The 16553-nt window shown below is 74.0% G+C and carries 17 protein-coding genes; 6 read left to right on the top strand and 11 right to left on the bottom strand.

Annotation, left to right across the window (positions count from 1 at the left end; all coding sequences use genetic code 11):
* Positions 1-93: 93 nt before the first annotated feature.
* The 3 genes from ACQP26_RS02170 to ACQP26_RS02160 form a co-directional block, all read right to left on the bottom strand.
* Entirely contained in the window at positions 94-2442 is a 2349-nt protein-coding gene (locus ACQP26_RS02170; RefSeq protein ID WP_433494789.1) for a sodium-translocating pyrophosphatase, read from the bottom strand.
* A 306-nt stretch (positions 2443-2748) separates the two neighbouring features.
* Positions 2749-3186: an ATP-binding protein gene (locus tag ACQP26_RS02165; RefSeq protein WP_013283650.1), complete on the bottom strand. Its 438-nt coding sequence runs from the start codon at positions 3184-3186 to the stop codon at positions 2749-2751.
* On the bottom strand, positions 3186-3536 hold the full coding sequence (locus ACQP26_RS02160) for an STAS domain-containing protein (RefSeq protein WP_269702772.1): 351 nt from the start codon (positions 3534-3536) through the stop codon (positions 3186-3188). Before ACQP26_RS02160 ends, ACQP26_RS02165 begins: the two co-directional genes overlap by 1 nt.
* A gap of 92 nt (positions 3537-3628) precedes the next feature.
* Here ACQP26_RS02160 and ACQP26_RS02155 point away from each other — a divergent pair, with 92 nt between their 5' ends.
* The 3 genes from ACQP26_RS02155 to ACQP26_RS02145 all read left to right on the top strand — a co-directional run bounded on the left by ACQP26_RS02155 (position 3629) and on the right by ACQP26_RS02145 (position 7327).
* Positions 3629-6130 carry a DEAD/DEAH box helicase gene (locus ACQP26_RS02155; RefSeq protein ID WP_433496075.1) on the top strand — a complete coding sequence of 834 codons (2502 nt, stop codon included), beginning with the start codon at positions 3629-3631 and terminating at the stop codon, positions 6128-6130.
* A 253-nt stretch (positions 6131-6383) separates the two neighbouring features.
* Positions 6384-6590, top strand: a complete 207-nt coding sequence (locus ACQP26_RS02150) for a hypothetical protein (RefSeq protein ID WP_269702775.1) — start codon at positions 6384-6386, stop codon at positions 6588-6590.
* Between the two features lie 158 nt (positions 6591-6748).
* Positions 6749-7327: a hypothetical protein gene (locus ACQP26_RS02145; protein WP_433494788.1), complete on the top strand. Its 579-nt coding sequence runs from the start codon at positions 6749-6751 to the stop codon at positions 7325-7327.
* A gap of 169 nt (positions 7328-7496) precedes the next feature.
* Here the strand turns inward: ACQP26_RS02145 and ACQP26_RS02140 are convergent, their stop codons facing one another.
* From ACQP26_RS02140 to ssd, 7 genes are all read right to left on the bottom strand, one after another.
* Positions 7497-7931 carry an Rv3654c family TadE-like protein gene (locus ACQP26_RS02140; protein ID WP_433494787.1) on the bottom strand — a complete coding sequence of 145 codons (435 nt, stop codon included), beginning with the start codon at positions 7929-7931 and terminating at the stop codon, positions 7497-7499.
* A 41-nt stretch (positions 7932-7972) separates the two neighbouring features.
* Positions 7973-8347, bottom strand: a complete 375-nt coding sequence (locus ACQP26_RS02135) for a TadE family type IV pilus minor pilin (RefSeq protein WP_281579930.1) — start codon at positions 8345-8347, stop codon at positions 7973-7975.
* A gap of 98 nt (positions 8348-8445) precedes the next feature.
* Positions 8446-8613 carry a DUF4244 domain-containing protein gene (locus ACQP26_RS02130; protein WP_216931686.1) on the bottom strand — a complete coding sequence of 56 codons (168 nt, stop codon included), beginning with the start codon at positions 8611-8613 and terminating at the stop codon, positions 8446-8448.
* 23 nt (positions 8614-8636) lie between these two features.
* A complete protein-coding gene (locus ACQP26_RS02125) occupies positions 8637-9365 on the bottom strand; it encodes a type II secretion system F family protein (protein WP_269702779.1) in 729 nt (242 codons plus the stop codon).
* Positions 9365-10033, bottom strand: coding sequence for a hypothetical protein (locus ACQP26_RS02120; RefSeq protein WP_433494786.1), 669 nt, complete (start codon positions 10031-10033; stop codon positions 9365-9367). The genes ACQP26_RS02125 and ACQP26_RS02120 overlap by 1 nt, the downstream gene beginning before the upstream one ends.
* Before the next feature lie 308 nt (positions 10034-10341).
* Positions 10342-11553 carry a TadA family conjugal transfer-associated ATPase gene (locus ACQP26_RS02115; protein ID WP_433494785.1) on the bottom strand — a complete coding sequence of 404 codons (1212 nt, stop codon included), beginning with the start codon at positions 11551-11553 and terminating at the stop codon, positions 10342-10344.
* The gene (gene ssd / locus ACQP26_RS02110) at positions 11550-12653 is read right to left on the bottom strand and encodes a septum site-determining protein Ssd (RefSeq protein ID WP_433494784.1); all 1104 of its coding nucleotides are present in this window, start codon (positions 12651-12653) and stop codon (positions 11550-11552) included. Before ssd ends, ACQP26_RS02115 begins: the two co-directional genes overlap by 4 nt.
* 325 nt (positions 12654-12978) lie before the next feature.
* On the opposite strand from ssd, the gene ACQP26_RS02105 reads away from it, so the two are divergent.
* The 3 genes from ACQP26_RS02105 to ACQP26_RS02095 all read left to right on the top strand — a co-directional run bounded on the left by ACQP26_RS02105 (position 12979) and on the right by ACQP26_RS02095 (position 15748).
* Positions 12979-13596 carry a hypothetical protein gene (locus ACQP26_RS02105; protein WP_433494783.1) on the top strand — a complete coding sequence of 206 codons (618 nt, stop codon included), beginning with the start codon at positions 12979-12981 and terminating at the stop codon, positions 13594-13596.
* Between the two features lie 42 nt (positions 13597-13638).
* Entirely contained in the window at positions 13639-14607 is a 969-nt protein-coding gene (locus ACQP26_RS02100) for a phosphotransferase enzyme family protein (RefSeq protein ID WP_433494782.1), read from the top strand.
* 334 nt (positions 14608-14941) lie between these two features.
* Entirely contained in the window at positions 14942-15748 is an 807-nt protein-coding gene (locus tag ACQP26_RS02095) for an HAD family hydrolase (protein ID WP_013283636.1), read from the top strand.
* A 15-nt stretch (positions 15749-15763) separates the two neighbouring features.
* On the opposite strand, the gene ACQP26_RS02090 is transcribed toward ACQP26_RS02095, so the two are convergent.
* Positions 15764-16510 (bottom strand): oxidoreductase, encoded by a 747-nt coding sequence (locus ACQP26_RS02090; protein ID WP_269702790.1) that lies wholly within the window; start codon positions 16508-16510, stop codon positions 15764-15766.
* Positions 16511-16553 lie beyond the last annotated feature (43 nt).

Genomic DNA, 16553 nt, shown 5'->3' with positions numbered 1-16553 from the left:
GCGTACGACCTCCGGGCGGAACCGCCACCGGTCAGGTTTGCCGGACCCGGGGTTCCCGGCCGGCCGGGGCCGGCCGGGAACCGTCGCGTGCGATCAGGCGTTCACCGTCTCCGGACGCTGGTCCGGGGTGCCGGCGTCGCTGTCCGAGTCGGACATCGCCACGCCCTTGCGCTTGCTGAACACCACCGCCGCCGCGATGATCAGCGCGGCGACCACGGCGATCGTGATGCGCAGCGGGTTGTTCTTGTCGTCGCCCACGCTCCAGGCCACCACGGCCGGGGCGATCAGCAGCGAGACCAGGTTCATCACCTTGAGCAGCGGGTTGATCGCCGGGCCGGCGGTGTCCTTGAACGGGTCGCCGACGGTGTCGCCGATGACCGTGGCGGCGTGCGCGTCGGAGCCCTTGCCGCCGTACGCGCCGTCCTCCACCAGCTTCTTGCCGTTGTCCCAGGCGCCACCGGAGTTGGCCAGGAACACCGCCATCAGCGTGCCCGCACCGATCGCACCGGCCAGGTACGCGGCCAGCGCGCCCGGGCCGAGGCCGAAGCCGACAGCGATCGGGGCCAGGATGGCCAGCAGGCCGGGGGTCATCAGCTCGCGCTGCGCGTCCCGGGTGCAGATGTCCACGACCTTGCCGTACTCGGGCCGCTGGGTGCGGTCCATGATGCCCGGCATCTCGCGGAACTGCCGGCGTACCTCCATCACCACGGCGCCGGCCGAGCGGGAGACCGCGTTGATGGCCAGGCCGGAGAAGAGGAAGACCACCGCGGCGCCGATGATCAGGCCGACCAGGTTGCGCGGGTTCGACACGTTCAGCGAGTTGAGGATCTCGCTCCCGACGTCGCCCACGCCCGCGTCCTCGTAGGCGGAGCGCAGCGTGTCGGTGTACGACCCGAACAGCGCCGTGGCGGCCAGCACCGCCGTGGCGATCGCGATGCCCTTGGTGATCGCCTTGGTGGTGTTGCCGACGGCGTCCAGCTCGGTGAGCGTCCGCGCGCCGTGCTCGTCGATGTCGCCGGACATCTCGGCCACGCCCTGGGCGTTGTCCGAGATCGGGCCGAACGTGTCCATCGCGACGATGACGCCGACAGTGGTCAGCAGGCCGGTGCCGGCCAGCGCGACCGCGAACAGCGACAGCGTGATCGAACTGCCACCGAGCAGGAACGCGCCGAACACGCCCGCGGCGATCAGCAGCGCCGAGTAGACGGCCGACTCCAGGCCGACGCTGATGCCGGCCAGGATGACGGTGGCCGCGCCGGTCTGCGAGCTCTTGCCGATGTCCTGCACCGGGCGCCTGTTGGTCTCGGTGAAGTAGCCGGTGAGCGCCTGGATCGCGGCGGCCAGCACGATACCGATCACGACCGCGCCGATGGCCACCAGCCGCGGGTTGCGGTCGACGTCGGTGAGCCCGCCCTCCAGCTCGGCGAACGTGGCCGGAAGGTACGCGAAGGCGGCGATCGCGACGAGCACGGCGGCGATCAGCGCGGACAGGTAGAAGGCCCGGTTGATGGCGGTCAGGCCGTTGCGGTCGCTCGCGCGCAGCCGGGTGATGAAGACGCCGACGATCGCGACCAGCACGCCGATGGTGGAGATGATCAGCGGGAAGACCAGACCGGTCTCGCCGAACGCGGCCCGGCCGAGGATCAGCGCCGCGACGAGCGTGACCGCGTACGACTCGAACAGGTCGGCGGCCATGCCGGCGCAGTCGCCGACGTTGTCGCCCACGTTGTCGGCGATGGTGGCGGCGTTGCGCGGGTCGTCCTCCGGGATGCCCTGCTCGACCTTGCCGACCAGGTCGGCGCCGACGTCGGCGGCCTTGGTGAAGATGCCGCCGCCGACCCGCATGAACATGGCGAGCAGCGCGGCGCCGAAGCCGAAGCCCTCCAGCACGGTCGGGGCGTCGCCCCGGAAGATCAGCACGACCAGCGCCGCACCGAACAGGCCGAGGCCGACGGTGAGGAAGCCGACCACGCCGCCGGTGCGGAAGGCGATCTTCATGGCGCCCTCACGGCCGCCTTCTCGCTCCCGCGCGGCCGCCGCCACCCGCAGGTTGGCGCGGGTGGCCAGCCACATGCCGGCGCCGCCGATGAACGCGCTGAACAGCGCACCCACCACGAAGAACGCCGAGCGGCCGACCTTCACCAGCGTTTCGTTGCCGTCGGTGTCGTGCACCGGCAGCAGGAAGAGCAGCACGACGGCGATCACCACGAAGATCGCCAGCGTGCGGAACTGCCGCAGCAGGTACGCCGACGCGCCCTCCTGCACCGCGCCGGAGATCTCCTGCATGTTGGTGGTTCCCTTACCGGCCGCCAGGACCGCCCTGGTGAGGGCGGCCGCGAAGACGAGCGCCACCAGCGCGATGACCGCGGCGATGACGACGTACGTCACGTTGGCTCCGGTAAGGGACAGTGCGCCGCCGTCGGCGGCCAAGGTCCCGGACATCTATGTCCTCCTGTACCGAACAACTCGCGCCGACCTGTGGAGACGCACGGGCCGACGCCTGAATGCGGACTCGCAAGCGCGCGCCAACTCACCCCGGCGGACCGTTCCCGCTGGCTACGGGACGGGATCACTTGCTGACAACCCGGGTACTGTAGCCCTCCGGCGTGGCGGAGGTCACACCGAGGGGCCACCGTGTCTCGATGATCTTCGTAACTGTGTTAGGTGAGGAAATCTGATATATGGCGTGGCCAATACGACGAGGCCGCGCCCCCTCTGCGGGAACGCGGCCTGCGTGTGCGATTCGGGTCAGGCGCGGCCGGCCGGCCAGGACATCCGCACCTCGGTGCCGACGCCGTCGTCCACCGGGCGGACCTGGAGGTCCTCCACGAAACCGGCGAGCAGCGCGAAGCCCACGCCGGTGGTGAGCGCGTCCTCGCTGAGCGACTCCTTGGCCAGTTCGTCCGGGCCGAGCGCGGCCAGGCCGAGGCCCGCCTCGATCGGGGCCCGGTCCACCACCCGGACCGTGTAGCCGCCGCCGTCGGACATCTCCACGTACACCGGGTCGGCCAGGCCGTACTGCCGGTGCAGCGCGACCGCCCGGGTGCACGCCTCGCCGATGGCCAGGCGCACCTCGTCCAGCAGGTCCTCGCGTACGCCGGCCCGCCGGGCCACCGCGACGCCGACCAGGCGGGCGGTGCGCACGTGCACCGGGGCCGGAGAGAAGGACAGCTTGACGGTCGCCATCACGCGCCGGTGGAGTCGGCGGCGATGGCCGCGTCGACCGTCGGATGCAGCGGGAAGACCTGGTCCAGGGCGGTGATTCGGAAGATCTTGAGCAGCGGCTCCTTGTCGCACACCAGCGCGAAGGAGCCACCGGCCGTGCGCAGCCGCTTGAGCGCGCCGACGAGCACACCGAGCCCGGTCGAGTCGAGGAAGTCCACCCGGCCGAGGTCGACCACCACGTGGCGGGCCCCGCCGTCGATCAACTCCAGGAGCCGTTCCCGCAGGCGGGGGGCGGTGTAGACATCCACCTCACCACCGACCTCGAGCACCGTGTGCTCCCCCACGGCGCGGGTCGCCAGCGACAGCTCCATCGGTCCCTCCTCGGTAAACTCTCCTGGGCATCTAACCATCCCCCCGCGCGGCCCTCTCGGGTCACCGGCCACGCCCTCCCCATACCCCCACCCTGCGGTTCCCAATTCCGAACACCAGTGCGAGAGTGCAGGACGTGACCGACCACAGCCCCGGCCCGCGGCGTGCTCCGGGCGAGCTGCTGCACCGGCTGCGGCTGCGTCACCCCACCGACCCGGTCACCCACGTCGAACGCGTCCCGGCCCGCGCCGGTGAGCCGGTCGGGTGGCCCGGCTGGGCGCCGGAGGAACTGCGGGCGGCGTTCGCGCGGCGCGGCGTCGTCGCCCCGTGGCGGCACCAGGCCGAGGCCGCCGAGCTGGCGTACGCGGGCCGGCACGTGGTCGTGGCCACCGGCACGGCGTCCGGCAAGTCCCTGGCGTACCAGCTCCCGGCACTGAGCACGCTGCTCGCCGACCCGCGCGCCACGGTGCTCTACCTGGCGCCGACCAAGGCGCTCGCCGCCGACCAGCTCCGCGCCGTCGCCGGTCTCGAACTCGACGGGGTACGCCCCGCCACCTACGACGGGGACACTCCGCGCGCCGAGCGGGAGTGGATCCGCCGGCACTCCCGGTTCGTGCTGACCAACCCGGACATGCTGCACCACGGCATCCTGCCCGGGCACGCCCACTGGTCCGGCTTCCTGCGCCGCCTCGCGTACGTGGTGGTCGACGAGTGCCACACCTACCGGGGCGTCTTCGGCTCACACGTCGCGCACGTGCTGCGGCGGTTGCGGCGGCAGTGCGCGCGCTTCGGGCGTACCCCCGGTCAGGCGCTCGCAGGCTCGCGCGGCACCCCGACCTTCCTCCTGGCATCGGCCACCTCGGGTGACCCGGCGACGGCGGCCGGGCGGCTCACCGGCCTGCCCGTCACCGCCGTCACCGAGGACACGTCGCCGCGTGGCGGCGTCACGTTCGCGCTCTGGGAGCCGCCACTGCTGCCGCCCACCGACTCCTCCGTCGACGCCGACCTCGTCCAGGTCCGGCGCTCGGCGCTGCGGGAGACCGCCGACCTGCTCGCCGACAGCGTCGTCGAGGGGGTACGCACGCTCGCGTTCGTGCGGTCCCGCCGGGGCGCCGAGGTGGTGGCCGCGAACGCCCGGCGGGCGCTCGACGAGGCGGTACCCGGGCTGGGCGACCGGGTGGCCGCCTACCGGGCCGGCTACCTGCGCGAGGAGCGCCGCGAGCTGGAACGGGCGCTGCTGCACGGCGACCTGCTCGGGCTCGCCTCCACCAACGCGCTCGAACTCGGCGTCGACCTGGTCGGGCTGGACGCGGTGCTGATCTGCGGCTGGCCCGGCACCCGCGCGTCGCTGTGGCAGCAGGCCGGGCGGGCCGGGCGCTCCGGCGACGAGGCGCTCGCCGTGCTGGTGGCTCGGGACGACCCGCTCGACACCTACCTGGTGCACCACCCGGAGGCGTTGTTCGGGCGGCCCGTCGAGGCGACGGTGCTCGACCCGGCCAACCCGTACGTGCTCGCGCCGCAGCTCGCCTGCGCCGCCCACGAGTCCCCGCTCACCCCCGCCGACCTGGACCTGTTCGGCGAGGGCGCGAAGGAGGCGGTGGACTCGCTGGTCGAGGCGGGGGCGCTGCGGCAGCGGCCCACCGGCTGGTACTGGCGGCACCGGGAACGCCCCGAGGTCGACCTGCGCGGCGAGGGCGGCGCACCGGTGTGCGTGGTGGAGGAGTCCACCGGCCGCCTGCTCGGCACCGTCGACGGCGGGTCGGCGCACTTCCTGCTGCACACCGGGGCGGTCTACCTGCACCAGGGCGTCTCGTACGTGGTCGACTCGCTCGACCTGGCCGACGGGTGCGCGCTCGTGCACGCCGAGGAGCCGGACTGGTCCACCCACGCCCGCGACGTCACCTCGCTGTCGGTGGTGTCCGTCCGCTCGTACGTGGACGCCGGACCGGTCGGGCTGTTCCTCGGCGAGGTGGACGTGACCAGCCAGGTGGTGTCGTACCAGCGGCGGCGCATCGCCACCGGCGAGGTGATCGACACCCGCCCGCTGGACCTGCCGGCCCGGGAGCTGCGCACTGTCGCGGTCTGGTTCACGCTCTCCCCCGAGTCGCTTGCCGCCGCCGGTGTCGAGGCGCCGGACGTGCCGGGCGCGCTGCACGCCGCCGAGCACGCCGCCATCGGCCTGCTGCCGCTGATGGCGACGTGCGACAGGTGGGACATCGGCGGGCTGTCCACCGCCCTGCACCCGGACACCGAGGCGCCCACAGTCTTCGTCTACGACGGTCACCCCGGCGGGGCGGGTTTCGCCGAGCGGGCGTACGGCACCGCCGCCGCCTGGCTGCGCGCCACCCGGGACGCGATCGCCGAGTGCGGCTGCGAGACCGGGTGCCCGTCCTGCGTCCAGTCCCCGAAGTGCGGCAACGGCAACAACCCGCTGGCCAAGGCGGAGGCGGTGAAGGTCCTCGACGTGGTGCTGGCCAACCTCGCCACGGTCACCGCCCCGGAGGCGGGCGTCGGCCCGGGGCGAGGCGAGATGTTGCCCCGGCAGGGCGACCGGGTGGCCCGCCCGGCCCAGCCAGCCGGTGACCCATCCGCGTGACCAGGCCGGGTGGGTGGCCTGCCCGTCCGCCAGTTCGGGGAGGTTGCGGTATCGGCGGGTGTTGAACCCCGCCACTTCCCCGAGCTGGTGTCGATCAAGCTGGCTCGGGCGGCCTTCCATAGGCCGGGGTGTCTGGTTGGTGGGACGAAGGCATGAGCACGGAGCGGTCGGGGCATTGATGTATGGGAGCGCTTCCATGCATCATTTCCGGTAGCGCAGGTGACCCGAGACCCGTCCCGCCGGAGGTGCCGCCGTGGCCGACACGATCGCCGAGACCGTCGAGCTGCTCTACACGATCGATCAGGAAAACCTCACCCCCGACCAGCAGATAGCGCTGGGCACCGCGATGGCCACGCTCGCCCAGGCGGAACGGCTGGAGCAGATCAACGAGCGTCTGCGCGGCATCCATCAGGTGCTGAACACCTGGGCGATGAAGGCCACTGTCGACGGCGGTCGCTGACCCTTGCGTTCCGCCCGGCGTGCCGGTGCCGCGGTCGGCCGGCCCGCGCCAGGGGCGGCGCTCGACGCACCTCCGGCAGCGGCTGCTGGGTGGGTGCGACCGGGCGAGCGGTGGTCGCCCTGCTGTGCAAGACTCCGGCGACCCTCGAAGGAGATCCCATGTCGCCCGACAACCTGCAGGCCCAGCACCGCTTCATCATCCGTCAGCGGCTCCGGATGATGGTCAACCAGTACGAGGTGCAATCGGTGGCACCCGACGGCTCCGAAGGCGGGCTGCTCGCGTTCGCGCAGCAGAAGCGGCTCGCCTTCAAGGAGCAGGTGACCATCTACACCGATGACTCCAAGCAGTACCCCCTTCTCGGCTTCAAGGCCCGTCAGCGGCTCGACCTCGGCGCCACCTACGACGTGACCGATCACGCGGGTAACCCCATCGGGCTGTTCCGCAAGGACTTCGCCCAGTCGCTGCTGCGCTCGACGTGGCACGTCGAGCAGCCCGGTCTGCCGCCTGCCACCGGGCAGGAGCGCAGCCTGCCGGTGGCGCTGCTGCGCCGGTTCGTCGACTCGCTGTCCTGGCTGCCGTACCACTTCGACTTCATGGCCGGCGGCCAGCCGGTGTTCTCGGTCGACCGGAAGTGGGGCCTGCGGGACCGGTACTCCGTGGAGATCCAGCACCCGCAGATCGACCGCCGTCTGGTGATCGCCATGGCGGTCGGACTGGACGCGCTCCAGTCCCGCTGACCTGGCCCGACGGTCCGCATCCGCCGAGCCGGGCTTGGTCCTCGGCCTCACTCGGCCCCGCTCCCGGTCCCGGCTCGGCTTCAGATCTCGGCGCGGGCTCCGGGCCTGGCCCGGCTCTCGGTTCCGGTGCGGCCCTCGGGCCCTCGGTTCAGGCGCGGCACCCCGCCCGTCAGGCCCGGGCGGGGCCGGCCCGGGACGTCGCGGTGGCGTCCCGGGTCAGCCCCGGCAGCGGCGCGACACGGACCCGCGCCGTGACGATCAGGTCCAGTCCGTCGGCCCGGCATCCTGTCATCCGGCCGCCGTTGGCAGTGACCAGGTCGGCGGCGCGAGCGCAGGCGGCATCGGCGCCGTCGAGCACCTGCCCGGCACCCGCCAGCGCACCGAAGTCCGCCGCGTTGCGGGCCTGATGCCGCGCGCAACGGGCTGCCCCGAGCGCGGCGCCGAACGTCCCGACCAGCACGAACACCAGCCCGATCGCGAGCAGGCACACGGTCGCGCCGCCCCGGTCGGACTCCCGCCGTTTCCCGCGCCTGGTTGTTCCGGGCCCGCTTGCTGCGGTGCATGATCGGTCCGGCTCGATCGTGACCGGCAGTCCTTCCGCCATCAGCCGGCGCAAGGACGGGTCAGCCCGGGCACCGCCGGTGCTCACGGCACCGGCCCCGGCGCACCGGGTTCCACGGCGGCCACCGCCTCCCCCGACACGACCAGGCGAGGCAGCCGCGCACCGAGCGTCCGGACCGGCGCCCGGACCGTCGCCGTGACCCGATCGCCTGTCACCGTCACGGTCACCTCGGCACCCTCCGGGGCGTACCGGCTTCCAGCGGCAGTGCCGGTCTCGCCCCGGGCCGCGGCGAGAGCCGCCTCCCGGGCCGCGTCGACACACGAGACCCGCACGCCCACCGCGTTCACCGCGGTCAGACCGGCGACGAGGAGCAGCATGAGCGCCGGCAGGCCGGCCGCCAGCTCGGCGGTGAACGAACCCCGCTCGCACGCGACCCACGAGCGCCACCGGCGCCACACCGTCCCGGCCCGGCGACCGACGGTGTCCTGGACGGAATCGGTCGGCACGTCGAGCAAGTGGAGCCGCCGGCCACCACGGCCGGCCCGCCGGCGCCCGATCACTTCAGGGCCCGGTCGATGACGGCGGTCAGCGCGGACTGCACGTTGCCGGAGGTGAGCACCTTCAGCAGGATCCCGGCGAAGGCGACCGCGGCGAGGGTGCCCACGGCGTACTCGGCGGTGTTCATGCCGGCGTCACCCCGCAGGCGGGTGAAGAGCTTACGCATGTCGTACGTCCCTTCTCGATGGTTCACAGCACGTCGCCGAGAACGGCGACGATCACCGGCACCAGACCGGCGAGAATGAAGGCGGGCAGGAAGCACAGCCCGAGCGGCAGCACGATGAGCACTCCCGCGCGGCGGGCCGCCGCCTCGGCCGCGGTCGAGCGTTCGGCACGCAGGTCGTCGGCCAGCCGGGTCAGCGCGCGAGCCAGGGCGGCGCCGCTGTTCGACGAGCGCACCGCTGCCGCGACCACGGGCTCGGCCCCGGTCACGCCGTCCAGGTGCGACCAGGCTTCGCCAGGGCTGCCACCGAGCTGCAGAGTCCGGCCGACCCGGCCGAGTCGCTCCGCGAGTGGGCCGCCGAGCGCCTCCGCGACGGCGAGCACCGAGCGGTCGACCGGCGCGCCGGCCCGCAGCGCGGCGGCCAGCAGGTCCGCGGCCAGCGGCAGGTCGGCGGTCTCCCGCAGTCGCCGTTCCCGAGCGGCGCGTGGCTCGATCCGGCGCAGCAGACGGTCGGCGGCGACACCGGCCAGCAGCCCGAGGACCAGGCCCGTCGCACCGCCGACGACCACCGCCACGGCGACCCCGGCCAGCGCTGCGCCGAGGCGTACCCGATCCGGCCACCATGCTGGGCGAGTCGGCGGCGGCGCCGGGGCGAGCCGGCGCAGCCGCCGCGCCGGGCGGACGACCGGACCGGCGACGACCAGGAGCGACGCGGCGCCGCCGAGGCACACGGCGGCCAGCACCTGCCGCGACATCAGGCGGCCTGCCCGGGCGTGACGCCGAGCCGCTCGGCCCAGAGCAACCCACCGACCTGCAATACGACTGCCGCCACCGCGCTGCCACCGCCCACCGGCGTGTGCAGGAGCACCGCCACCGGGTCCACCCCGATGCCGTAGCCGAGACCGATCCCGCCGAGCGGCAGTGCGGCGAGCAGCCAGGCGGTCGCCCGCGCCCCGGCAGCCTGGGCGGCGGCAGCGGCAAGGCCCCGGTCGGCGGCGCGGGCGTCGGCCTCGATCCGTTCCAGGAGATCGGCCAGCGGCGCGCCCGTCCGGTCGGCCAGCCTCCCGGCGGCCAGGGCCAGCCGCGCCACGCGTCCCGGGCCGTCGTCGATGCCGCCGTCGGCGGGTAGTCCGGCCCGCAGGTCGGCGGCGACAGCGCCAAGCCGGTCGAGTTCGCGGCGGTGCGCGAGCGCCGCCGTCCGATGGGTACGCCGACGCAGCACCGCCCGGGCCGCGAGCACGCCGTAGGTGGCGAGCACCAGTGCGGCCACCGGACCACCGAGCAGCGCCCCGGTCACGGCGCCGCCCAGCGCCGCCACCGGCAGCACGCGTCCGGCGGAGAGCGCCGGAGCGGCAGGCGAGTGGTCGGCCGATCGACGCGAGTTCGCGCCGAGGCGGGCCCATCGCCGGACCCGCTGCGCCATCCCCGGAGCCGATGCCGACCACCCGGAAGCCGCAGCCGGTCCGAGGCCTGGCCACCGTCGTGCCTGGTGCTCGGCTCCGGGTCGACGCCGTTCCCGGCCGCGGCCGGGTGGCCGGGCGGGCGCCTTCGGCCCGGAGTCGAGCGGACGTCGTGGCGGCCGGGCCACCGCACCCGCACCCCTCGCCCGCTCAGCCGGGGTGCCGGCATCGCCCAGGACTGCCAGGCGCCGGGCGCGACCGGCCCGTACCGGCCAGGCGACGGCGACCGCCGCTGCGGCCAGGAGCAGGACCGCCGGCCAGAGGTGGCCGGTCACGACGGTTCCGCCGGGGTGGGCCACGCCGCCCGGAGGATCGGCGGCACCGGCACTCCCCGCTCCCGCAGCAGGCCGGCGAGCAGCCGGGCCGCCGGCGCAGGGCCTCGGCCGCGAGTCCAGGCCGGGACCACTGCCACCACCCGGTCGGGCCCGTCGGGCAGCAGCAGGCCGATGGAGTCCAGCACGCGCCCCTCGCCGCTACGACGGAGCTGAAGGACGACCTGCAACGCGGCGGCGACCTGGGCGTGCAGCGCGAGCCGGGGCAGGCCACCGAGCATCCCCAGCGCCTCCAGGCGGGCCGGGACGTCGGCCGGGGCGTTGGCGTGCAACGTTCCCGCCCCGCCGTCGTGGCCGGTGTTCAGCGCGGCCAGCAGATCGACCACCTCGGCGCCCCGGCACTCGCCCACGACCAGCCGGTCCGGCCGCATCCGCAGCGCCTGCCGCACCAGATCACCGAGACCGACGGCACCGGCACCCTCGACGTTGGCCGTACGCGCCTGCAGGCCGATCACGTGCGGGTGCACCGGGCGCAGCTCGGCGGCGTCCTCCACCAGCACGATCCGCTCGGTGCCGGGCACCAGCCCGAGCAACGTGTTGAGCAGCGTCGTCTTGCCGGAGCCGGTACCGCCGCTGACCAGGTACGCGAGGCGGGCCGCCACGACTGCGGCGAGCAGTGGGGCGACCGGCCGGGGCACGGTGCCCCGCTCGACGAGTTCGTCCAGCGTGAACGGCCGCTGCCGGAAGGTGCGCAGCGACAGGTACGGCCCGTCGGTCGCCACGGGAGGCAGCACCGCGTGCAGCCGGGTGCCGTCGGGCAACCGCGCGTCGGCGTACGGCGAGGCGTCGTCGAGCCGCCGGCCGGCCGCCGAGGTGAGGCGCTGCGCCAACCGGCGTACGTCGTCGAGCGTGCCCAGCGGCACGGCGACCTGTTGCAGTCCCCGGCCCCTGTCGACCCAGACCCGCACCCCGTTCACCAGCACGTCGGTGACCTGCGGGTCGGCGAGCAGCGGCGCCAGTGGCCCGGCGCCGACCAGATCGTCGTGCACCCGGTCGGCGATCCGTAGCAGCGTGGTGTCACCGAGTACCGCTGTCGCCGGTTCGGCGCGTACCGCGGAGACGATCGCGGCGGGTGTGACAGGGGTGGCTTCGGCGGCGAACCGGTGCCGGACCCGGGCCGCCAGCTCCCCCGGGTCGGCCGGCACGGTCATGCCGCACCCGCTGCGGACGACCCGACCAGTTCGTCCACGAGCCGCTGGCACAGCGCGGCGAGCGGTCCCTTCCCGCTCGCGCCCGGCGCCTCGCCCCGCTCAAGCCCGCGGCACAGTCCCGGCTCGGGTCGCAGCGTGCCGGCGAGCGGCAGTCCCAGCGCCCGGGCCACCTCTGCCGCGCGCAGCCGACCGGGCGCCGGGCCGCGCACGACGACAGACAGATCGACGCAGTGCGGCGCGGCGACGGCGGCGACCCGTGCCGCCGCGGCCGCTGCCCGCAGCTCGGCCGGTACGACGAGCAGCGCGCGATCGGCGGCCTGGAGCGCGACCACCGCCGCGTCGTCGAGGTGCCGGGGCAGGTCGAGGACGACCAGGTCCCGCCCGCGGCGGCCGGCGTCGACGGTGGCAGCCATCGCCTCGGCCGGCAGGTGCCGCAGGTCGCCCCGGTCCCAGGAGAGCACCACCAGGTCGCCTCGGCTGGGCAGCGCGCGGATCAGCGACGGCGGGTCGACCCGCCCGTCCGTGCCGGTCAGTTCGGGCCAGCGCAACCCGTCGAGCTGCTCCCACCCGAGCACCAGGTCGAGACCGCCACCGAGCGGGTCGGCGTCGACGAGCAGCGTCCGCAGCCGGGACCGGGCCGCGCTGACGGCGAGCCCACCCGCCAGCACGCTGGCTCCGGCGCCGCCCCGGCCGCCGAGCACCGCCACCACCCGGCCCGAGCCGGGGCCGACCGGGCCTGTCACGCACTCGGCGAACCGGTCGACCAGCCAGGGCTCGGCCGCCGGCAGCGTCGCGACGTGCTCCGCGCCGACGAGTTCGGCCAACTCCGTACCCGGATCGAGCTCTCCGGAGCGACCGACCAGGACCGTGCGGGCGCGGCGGGGAAGGCGTGCCCGCAGGCAGGCCGCCGCCTGGTCGGCGCCGATGAGGACCAGCGGCGCCGGGGCCCAGCGGGCCCGGGCGGCGGCCGGATCCGCCGCCAGCTCGACCTCGGTGCCGCCGGCGGCCGCGAGTCGCAGCAGCTCGTCGAGAAGGTCGCCGTCGGAGGTGACGAGTAGGGGCAGGCGACGGTACGGCGGGAGCGGGGTACGGGGCGGCATGGCGGCCTCCAACTGTCGAACTCGGACGTGCCGGGGTGCAGCCTGCCCGGCCGGAGGAGGCGAGGTCTGTGCCCTGTGGACAACCGAGGGGGTTGTGGACAGACCTCGGTGAGCCGGTTGATCTGCTATGTGCCGGAGACGGGAGAAACGATTCGCCCGCCGGGCATTGACGGCAGGGATGATCAGTAACGGATAATCGGGGCCCCTCGCCGCTCAATGGACGGCACCGGCTTGCGGAATCGAGGCCATGACCGATTCACCGCGCCCCCTCGCGACCCCCTCGGTTCGACCCCACTCGCGGTCCGCCCCGACGGCCGGTGGCCAGGTGTGGCTACGCGATCCGTCGCCGATGCTGCTCGCCGCGATCGCACTCGGGCTCGTGGTCGTGGTGCTGGCGAGCATCGTCAGCGTCTTCGCCGCACCGCGTCGCCCCGACCTCCCGCCGCCGCTCGAAGGTCAGGCGATCCTGGCCTCCCCGACCCGGGCGGGGTCGGTGACGGAGACGCCGGAGAAGTCCTACGCGCCGCCGTCGGTGTCGTTCTCCAGCCGCGCCGTGGCGCCGACCCGCACCACCGCACCCACTCGCCGCGCCGCCCCGAGCAGCCGCGCGGCCTCTCCGGCGCCCACGCGTCCCCGGCCGAAGCCGCCGGTGGTCAGGCCCGGTGACCTTGCTCCGCTACCGGCCTCGCGCGAGTCGCGGCTGCGCTCGCACGGCGGTGGCCCGTCGACGTTCATCGACTTCGTCAACACCCGTGAGTCGACAGTCGTGGTCCACTGGATCAACTACGACGGCCGCCGACAGCAGTACGCGGTGCTGCGGCCCGGGCAGTCGTACCGGCAGCAGACGTACGTCGGTCATCCGTGGGTCGTGGCCGACGAGCGGGGCCGAGGGCTGGTGTGCTTCGAGCCGGCCCGGCAGACGCTGCGCGCGGTGATCCGGTAACTCCCTTGCCGGGTCCCGCCGGCGGCTGCGACGCTCCGTCGGGTGATCGACAGGCCCGACATCGACGAGCGGATGCTGGCGGCGGAGGTCGCCGCCGCCTGGTCGGTGGATGTCAACCACCTGGCGTTCATGCCGGTCGGACTCGACGGGCACGCGTGGGCGTACCGGGTGGAGACGTCCGACGGCGGGCGCTACTTCCTGAAGGTGCGGCGGGGTGACTTCGCGCCGGCCGCCGTCCTGCTGCCCGGCTTCCTCCGGGCGCAGGGCCTTCGGCAGGTGGTCGCGCCGCTGAACCTTCGCCTCCATGGCGGGGTCGCACGTCGATTCGGGGACTACCGGCTACTGCTCTACCCGTTCCACGACGGCGGCAGCCTGTGGGGTCGCGGTCTCACCGACCGCCAGTGGATCGAGTACGGCGAGTTCCTGAGCCGGCTGCACCGGGTCACGCCGAGCGCGGAGGTCGCCGCGGCCCTGCCGACCGAGACGTACCGGTCGAGCGCGGGCGAACGGCTGCGGACCCTCGGCGCGCAGGCCGCGACGAGCGAGGTTCTGGGCGCCTTCTGGGCGCGGCACGGCGCCGCGCTGCACCGGTTGGCGGAGACCGTCGACGACCTGGCGTCGCGCGTGACGCCGGGGCAGCACGTCATCTGCCACGCCGACATCCATCCCGGCAACCTGATCGCCGACGGCGACGGTCCCCTGCACGTCGTCGACTGGGACGCGCCGATCCTCGCGCCGCGCGAGCGGGACCTCATGTTCGTCTACAGCACCGACTTCGGCGACCACCCGATCAACGGGCGCCGGGCCGAACTCTTCCGTGCGGGGTACGGAGCAGTGGAGCTGGACCGGACCCTGCTGAGTTACTACCGCAGCGAACGGCATCTCGACGACGTAGCGGTGTTCCTGGGCAGCATTCTCGATCCGGGGGCCAGTGCGGAGTCGCGGGCCAATGATCTGCACTGGCTCACCCGTATCGCCGAGGCGGTGGCCGACCCCGGTTACCGGCCCTGATCCCGGGGCGGAACGCGGACCGCGCAAAGGGACGACCCCCGTCGGGGGGAGACGGGGGTCGTCTTGTGGTTCGGCTCCGGGGGGGTCGAGCCGAACCGACTCAGCGGTTACGGGGGGTGCAACCGCCGAGGCCTATCGACGCCGGGTATGCGAACTCCCGTCGCGAGGACAAGCATGCCGCAGTCGACCCTTATACGTCGAGTGTTGTTCACTCCACGCAAAGCTAAATTCATCGATAGCTACCTGTGACCACCGTCACTCCACCGGGTGCTCATCGGCTTTCCCGACCCGCGCGGACGCCTCCGCGTCTCCGGTCGGGCTAGACTTTCGCGCCGTGGGCCGTAGCGCCGCTTTCTTCGATCTCGACAAGACCGTCATCGCCAAGTCGAGCGCCCTGGCGTTCGGTCGGCCGTTCTACCGGGACGGGCTGATCACTCGGCGTGACGTGGTCAAGTCGGCGTACGCGCAGTTGATGTTCCGGCTGGGCGGCACCGACGAGCAGACCATGGCCCGCACCCGGGACTACCTCGCCACGCTCTGCAAGGGCTGGCCGGTGGAACAGGTCCGCCAGATCGTCGCGGAGACACTCCACGAACTGATCAACCCCTATGTGTACGCCGAGGCAGCCGCCCTGATCGAGGAGCACCAGGCCGCCGGGCGGGACGTCGTACTGGTCTCCGCCTCCGGTGACGAGATGGTGCGGCCGATCGGTGAGCTGCTCGGGATCACCGACGTGATCGCCACCCGGATGGGTGTGGTGGACGGCCGCTACAGCGGCGAGGTCGAGTTCTACGCGGCCGGCCCGAGCAAGGTCGAGGCGGTCAGCGAACTGGCTCTGGAGCGCGACTACGACCTGGCCGACTCGTACGCGTACTCCGACTCGTACTCGGATCGGCCGCTGCTGGAGTGCGTGGGGCATCCGACGGTGGTCAACCCGGACCGCGCGTTGCGCAAGCTGGCGGTGGAGAACGCGTGGCCGGTGCTGGAGTTCCGGCACCCGATCCCGCTGGGCCGGCGGCTGCGCGAGCGGCCGGCGGTGCCGGTCGCGGCGGCGGCACTCGGTGTGGGCGTCGGCGTGGCCATCGGCATCGCCTGGTACGGCCGGCACCGGCGCACCCGCGCCGCCGCACCGACCGCCTGACACCCCGCGCGCCCGTCAGGACGCGGCGAGGATCTCGTCGCCGATCAGCGTGATCTGGTCGGCGCCGACCTCCACCGCCGTCATGTAGTGCCGCAGCCAGGAGCGCAGGCCGTCGGGCGTGCCGGTGGCGAACGCGCCGGCCGCGCCCACGTACTCCGGTTCGCGCTCGCGGTGACCGACGTCCACCGCGACCAGCCCGCGGGGATCGAACCCGGTGGAGATCAGCACCAGCCGGGCGGCGGCGCGGGCCACCACCCCGGACGGGCCCGGGAACGGGCGCAGGTTCAGCAGCTCGCCGTGTACGACGGCGGCCAGCACCAGCGGTGGCACCTTCGTGCCGCCGGCGACCAGGGCGGCCAGCCCGTCGAGGCGGGCCGCGACCACCGGGTCGGCGACCGGGCGGCCCAGTTCCTCCTCGGTCACCACGTCCCGGGCGGCGAGTACGTGCAGCCGGGCCATCACCTGCCGGGGCGCCTTGGGCCAGAGGTCGCTCAGCCCGGGCAGCGCCCCGGCGACCCGCAGCGCGCCCTGGAGCACGGGGTCGGTGACGGTGCCGGCGCGTACCTCCTCGCGGTCGTGGACGCGGCCCTCCAGCGCGGCGCTGGCCACGGCGGAGCGGAGGCTGACCTCGGCGGCGACCTGGCCGCCCTGGCGGCGCAGCGCGCGGTGCCGGTGGGCCTGGTCGACCCGCTCGCGGGCCTGGTCGACGGCGGTGGCGACGTCGGCGAGCGCGAGCAGCGGGGCGAGCGGATCGGTGGTCACCCCGTCACGCTAGCGACCACCGGACTCCTCCCGAGCCCGGGGT

The sequence above is a fragment of the Micromonospora sp. CA-248089 genome (assembly GCF_050948515.1).
GTDB lineage: Bacteria > Actinomycetota > Actinomycetes > Mycobacteriales > Micromonosporaceae > Micromonospora.
This window is presented reverse-complemented; position numbering and strand designations above follow the sequence as displayed.

What these genes read in the sequence shown, in the direction of transcription:
- ACQP26_RS02170 (WP_433494789.1), bottom strand. Translation starts at nt 2,442, where the DNA reads ATGTCCGGGACCTTGGCCGCCGACGGCGGCGCACTGTCCCTTACCGGA.
- ACQP26_RS02165 (WP_013283650.1), bottom strand. Translation starts at nt 3,186, where the DNA reads ATGGCGACCGTCAAGCTGTCCTTCTCTCCGGCCCCGGTGCACGTGCGC.
- ACQP26_RS02160 (WP_269702772.1), bottom strand. Translation starts at nt 3,536, where the DNA reads ATGGAGCTGTCGCTGGCGACCCGCGCCGTGGGGGAGCACACGGTGCTC.
- ACQP26_RS02145 (WP_433494788.1), top strand. Translation starts at nt 6,749, where the DNA reads ATGTCGCCCGACAACCTGCAGGCCCAGCACCGCTTCATCATCCGTCAG.
- ACQP26_RS02140 (WP_433494787.1), bottom strand. Translation starts at nt 7,931, where the DNA reads ATGGCGGAAGGACTGCCGGTCACGATCGAGCCGGACCGATCATGCACC.
- ACQP26_RS02130 (WP_216931686.1), bottom strand. Translation starts at nt 8,613, where the DNA reads ATGCGTAAGCTCTTCACCCGCCTGCGGGGTGACGCCGGCATGAACACC.
- ACQP26_RS02125 (WP_269702779.1), bottom strand. Translation starts at nt 9,365, where the DNA reads ATGTCGCGGCAGGTGCTGGCCGCCGTGTGCCTCGGCGGCGCCGCGTCG.
- ACQP26_RS02120 (WP_433494786.1), bottom strand. Translation starts at nt 10,033, where the DNA reads ATGGCGCAGCGGGTCCGGCGATGGGCCCGCCTCGGCGCGAACTCGCGT.
- ACQP26_RS02115 (WP_433494785.1), bottom strand. Translation starts at nt 11,553, where the DNA reads ATGACCGTGCCGGCCGACCCGGGGGAGCTGGCGGCCCGGGTCCGGCAC.
- ssd (WP_433494784.1), bottom strand. Translation starts at nt 12,653, where the DNA reads ATGCCGCCCCGTACCCCGCTCCCGCCGTACCGTCGCCTGCCCCTACTC.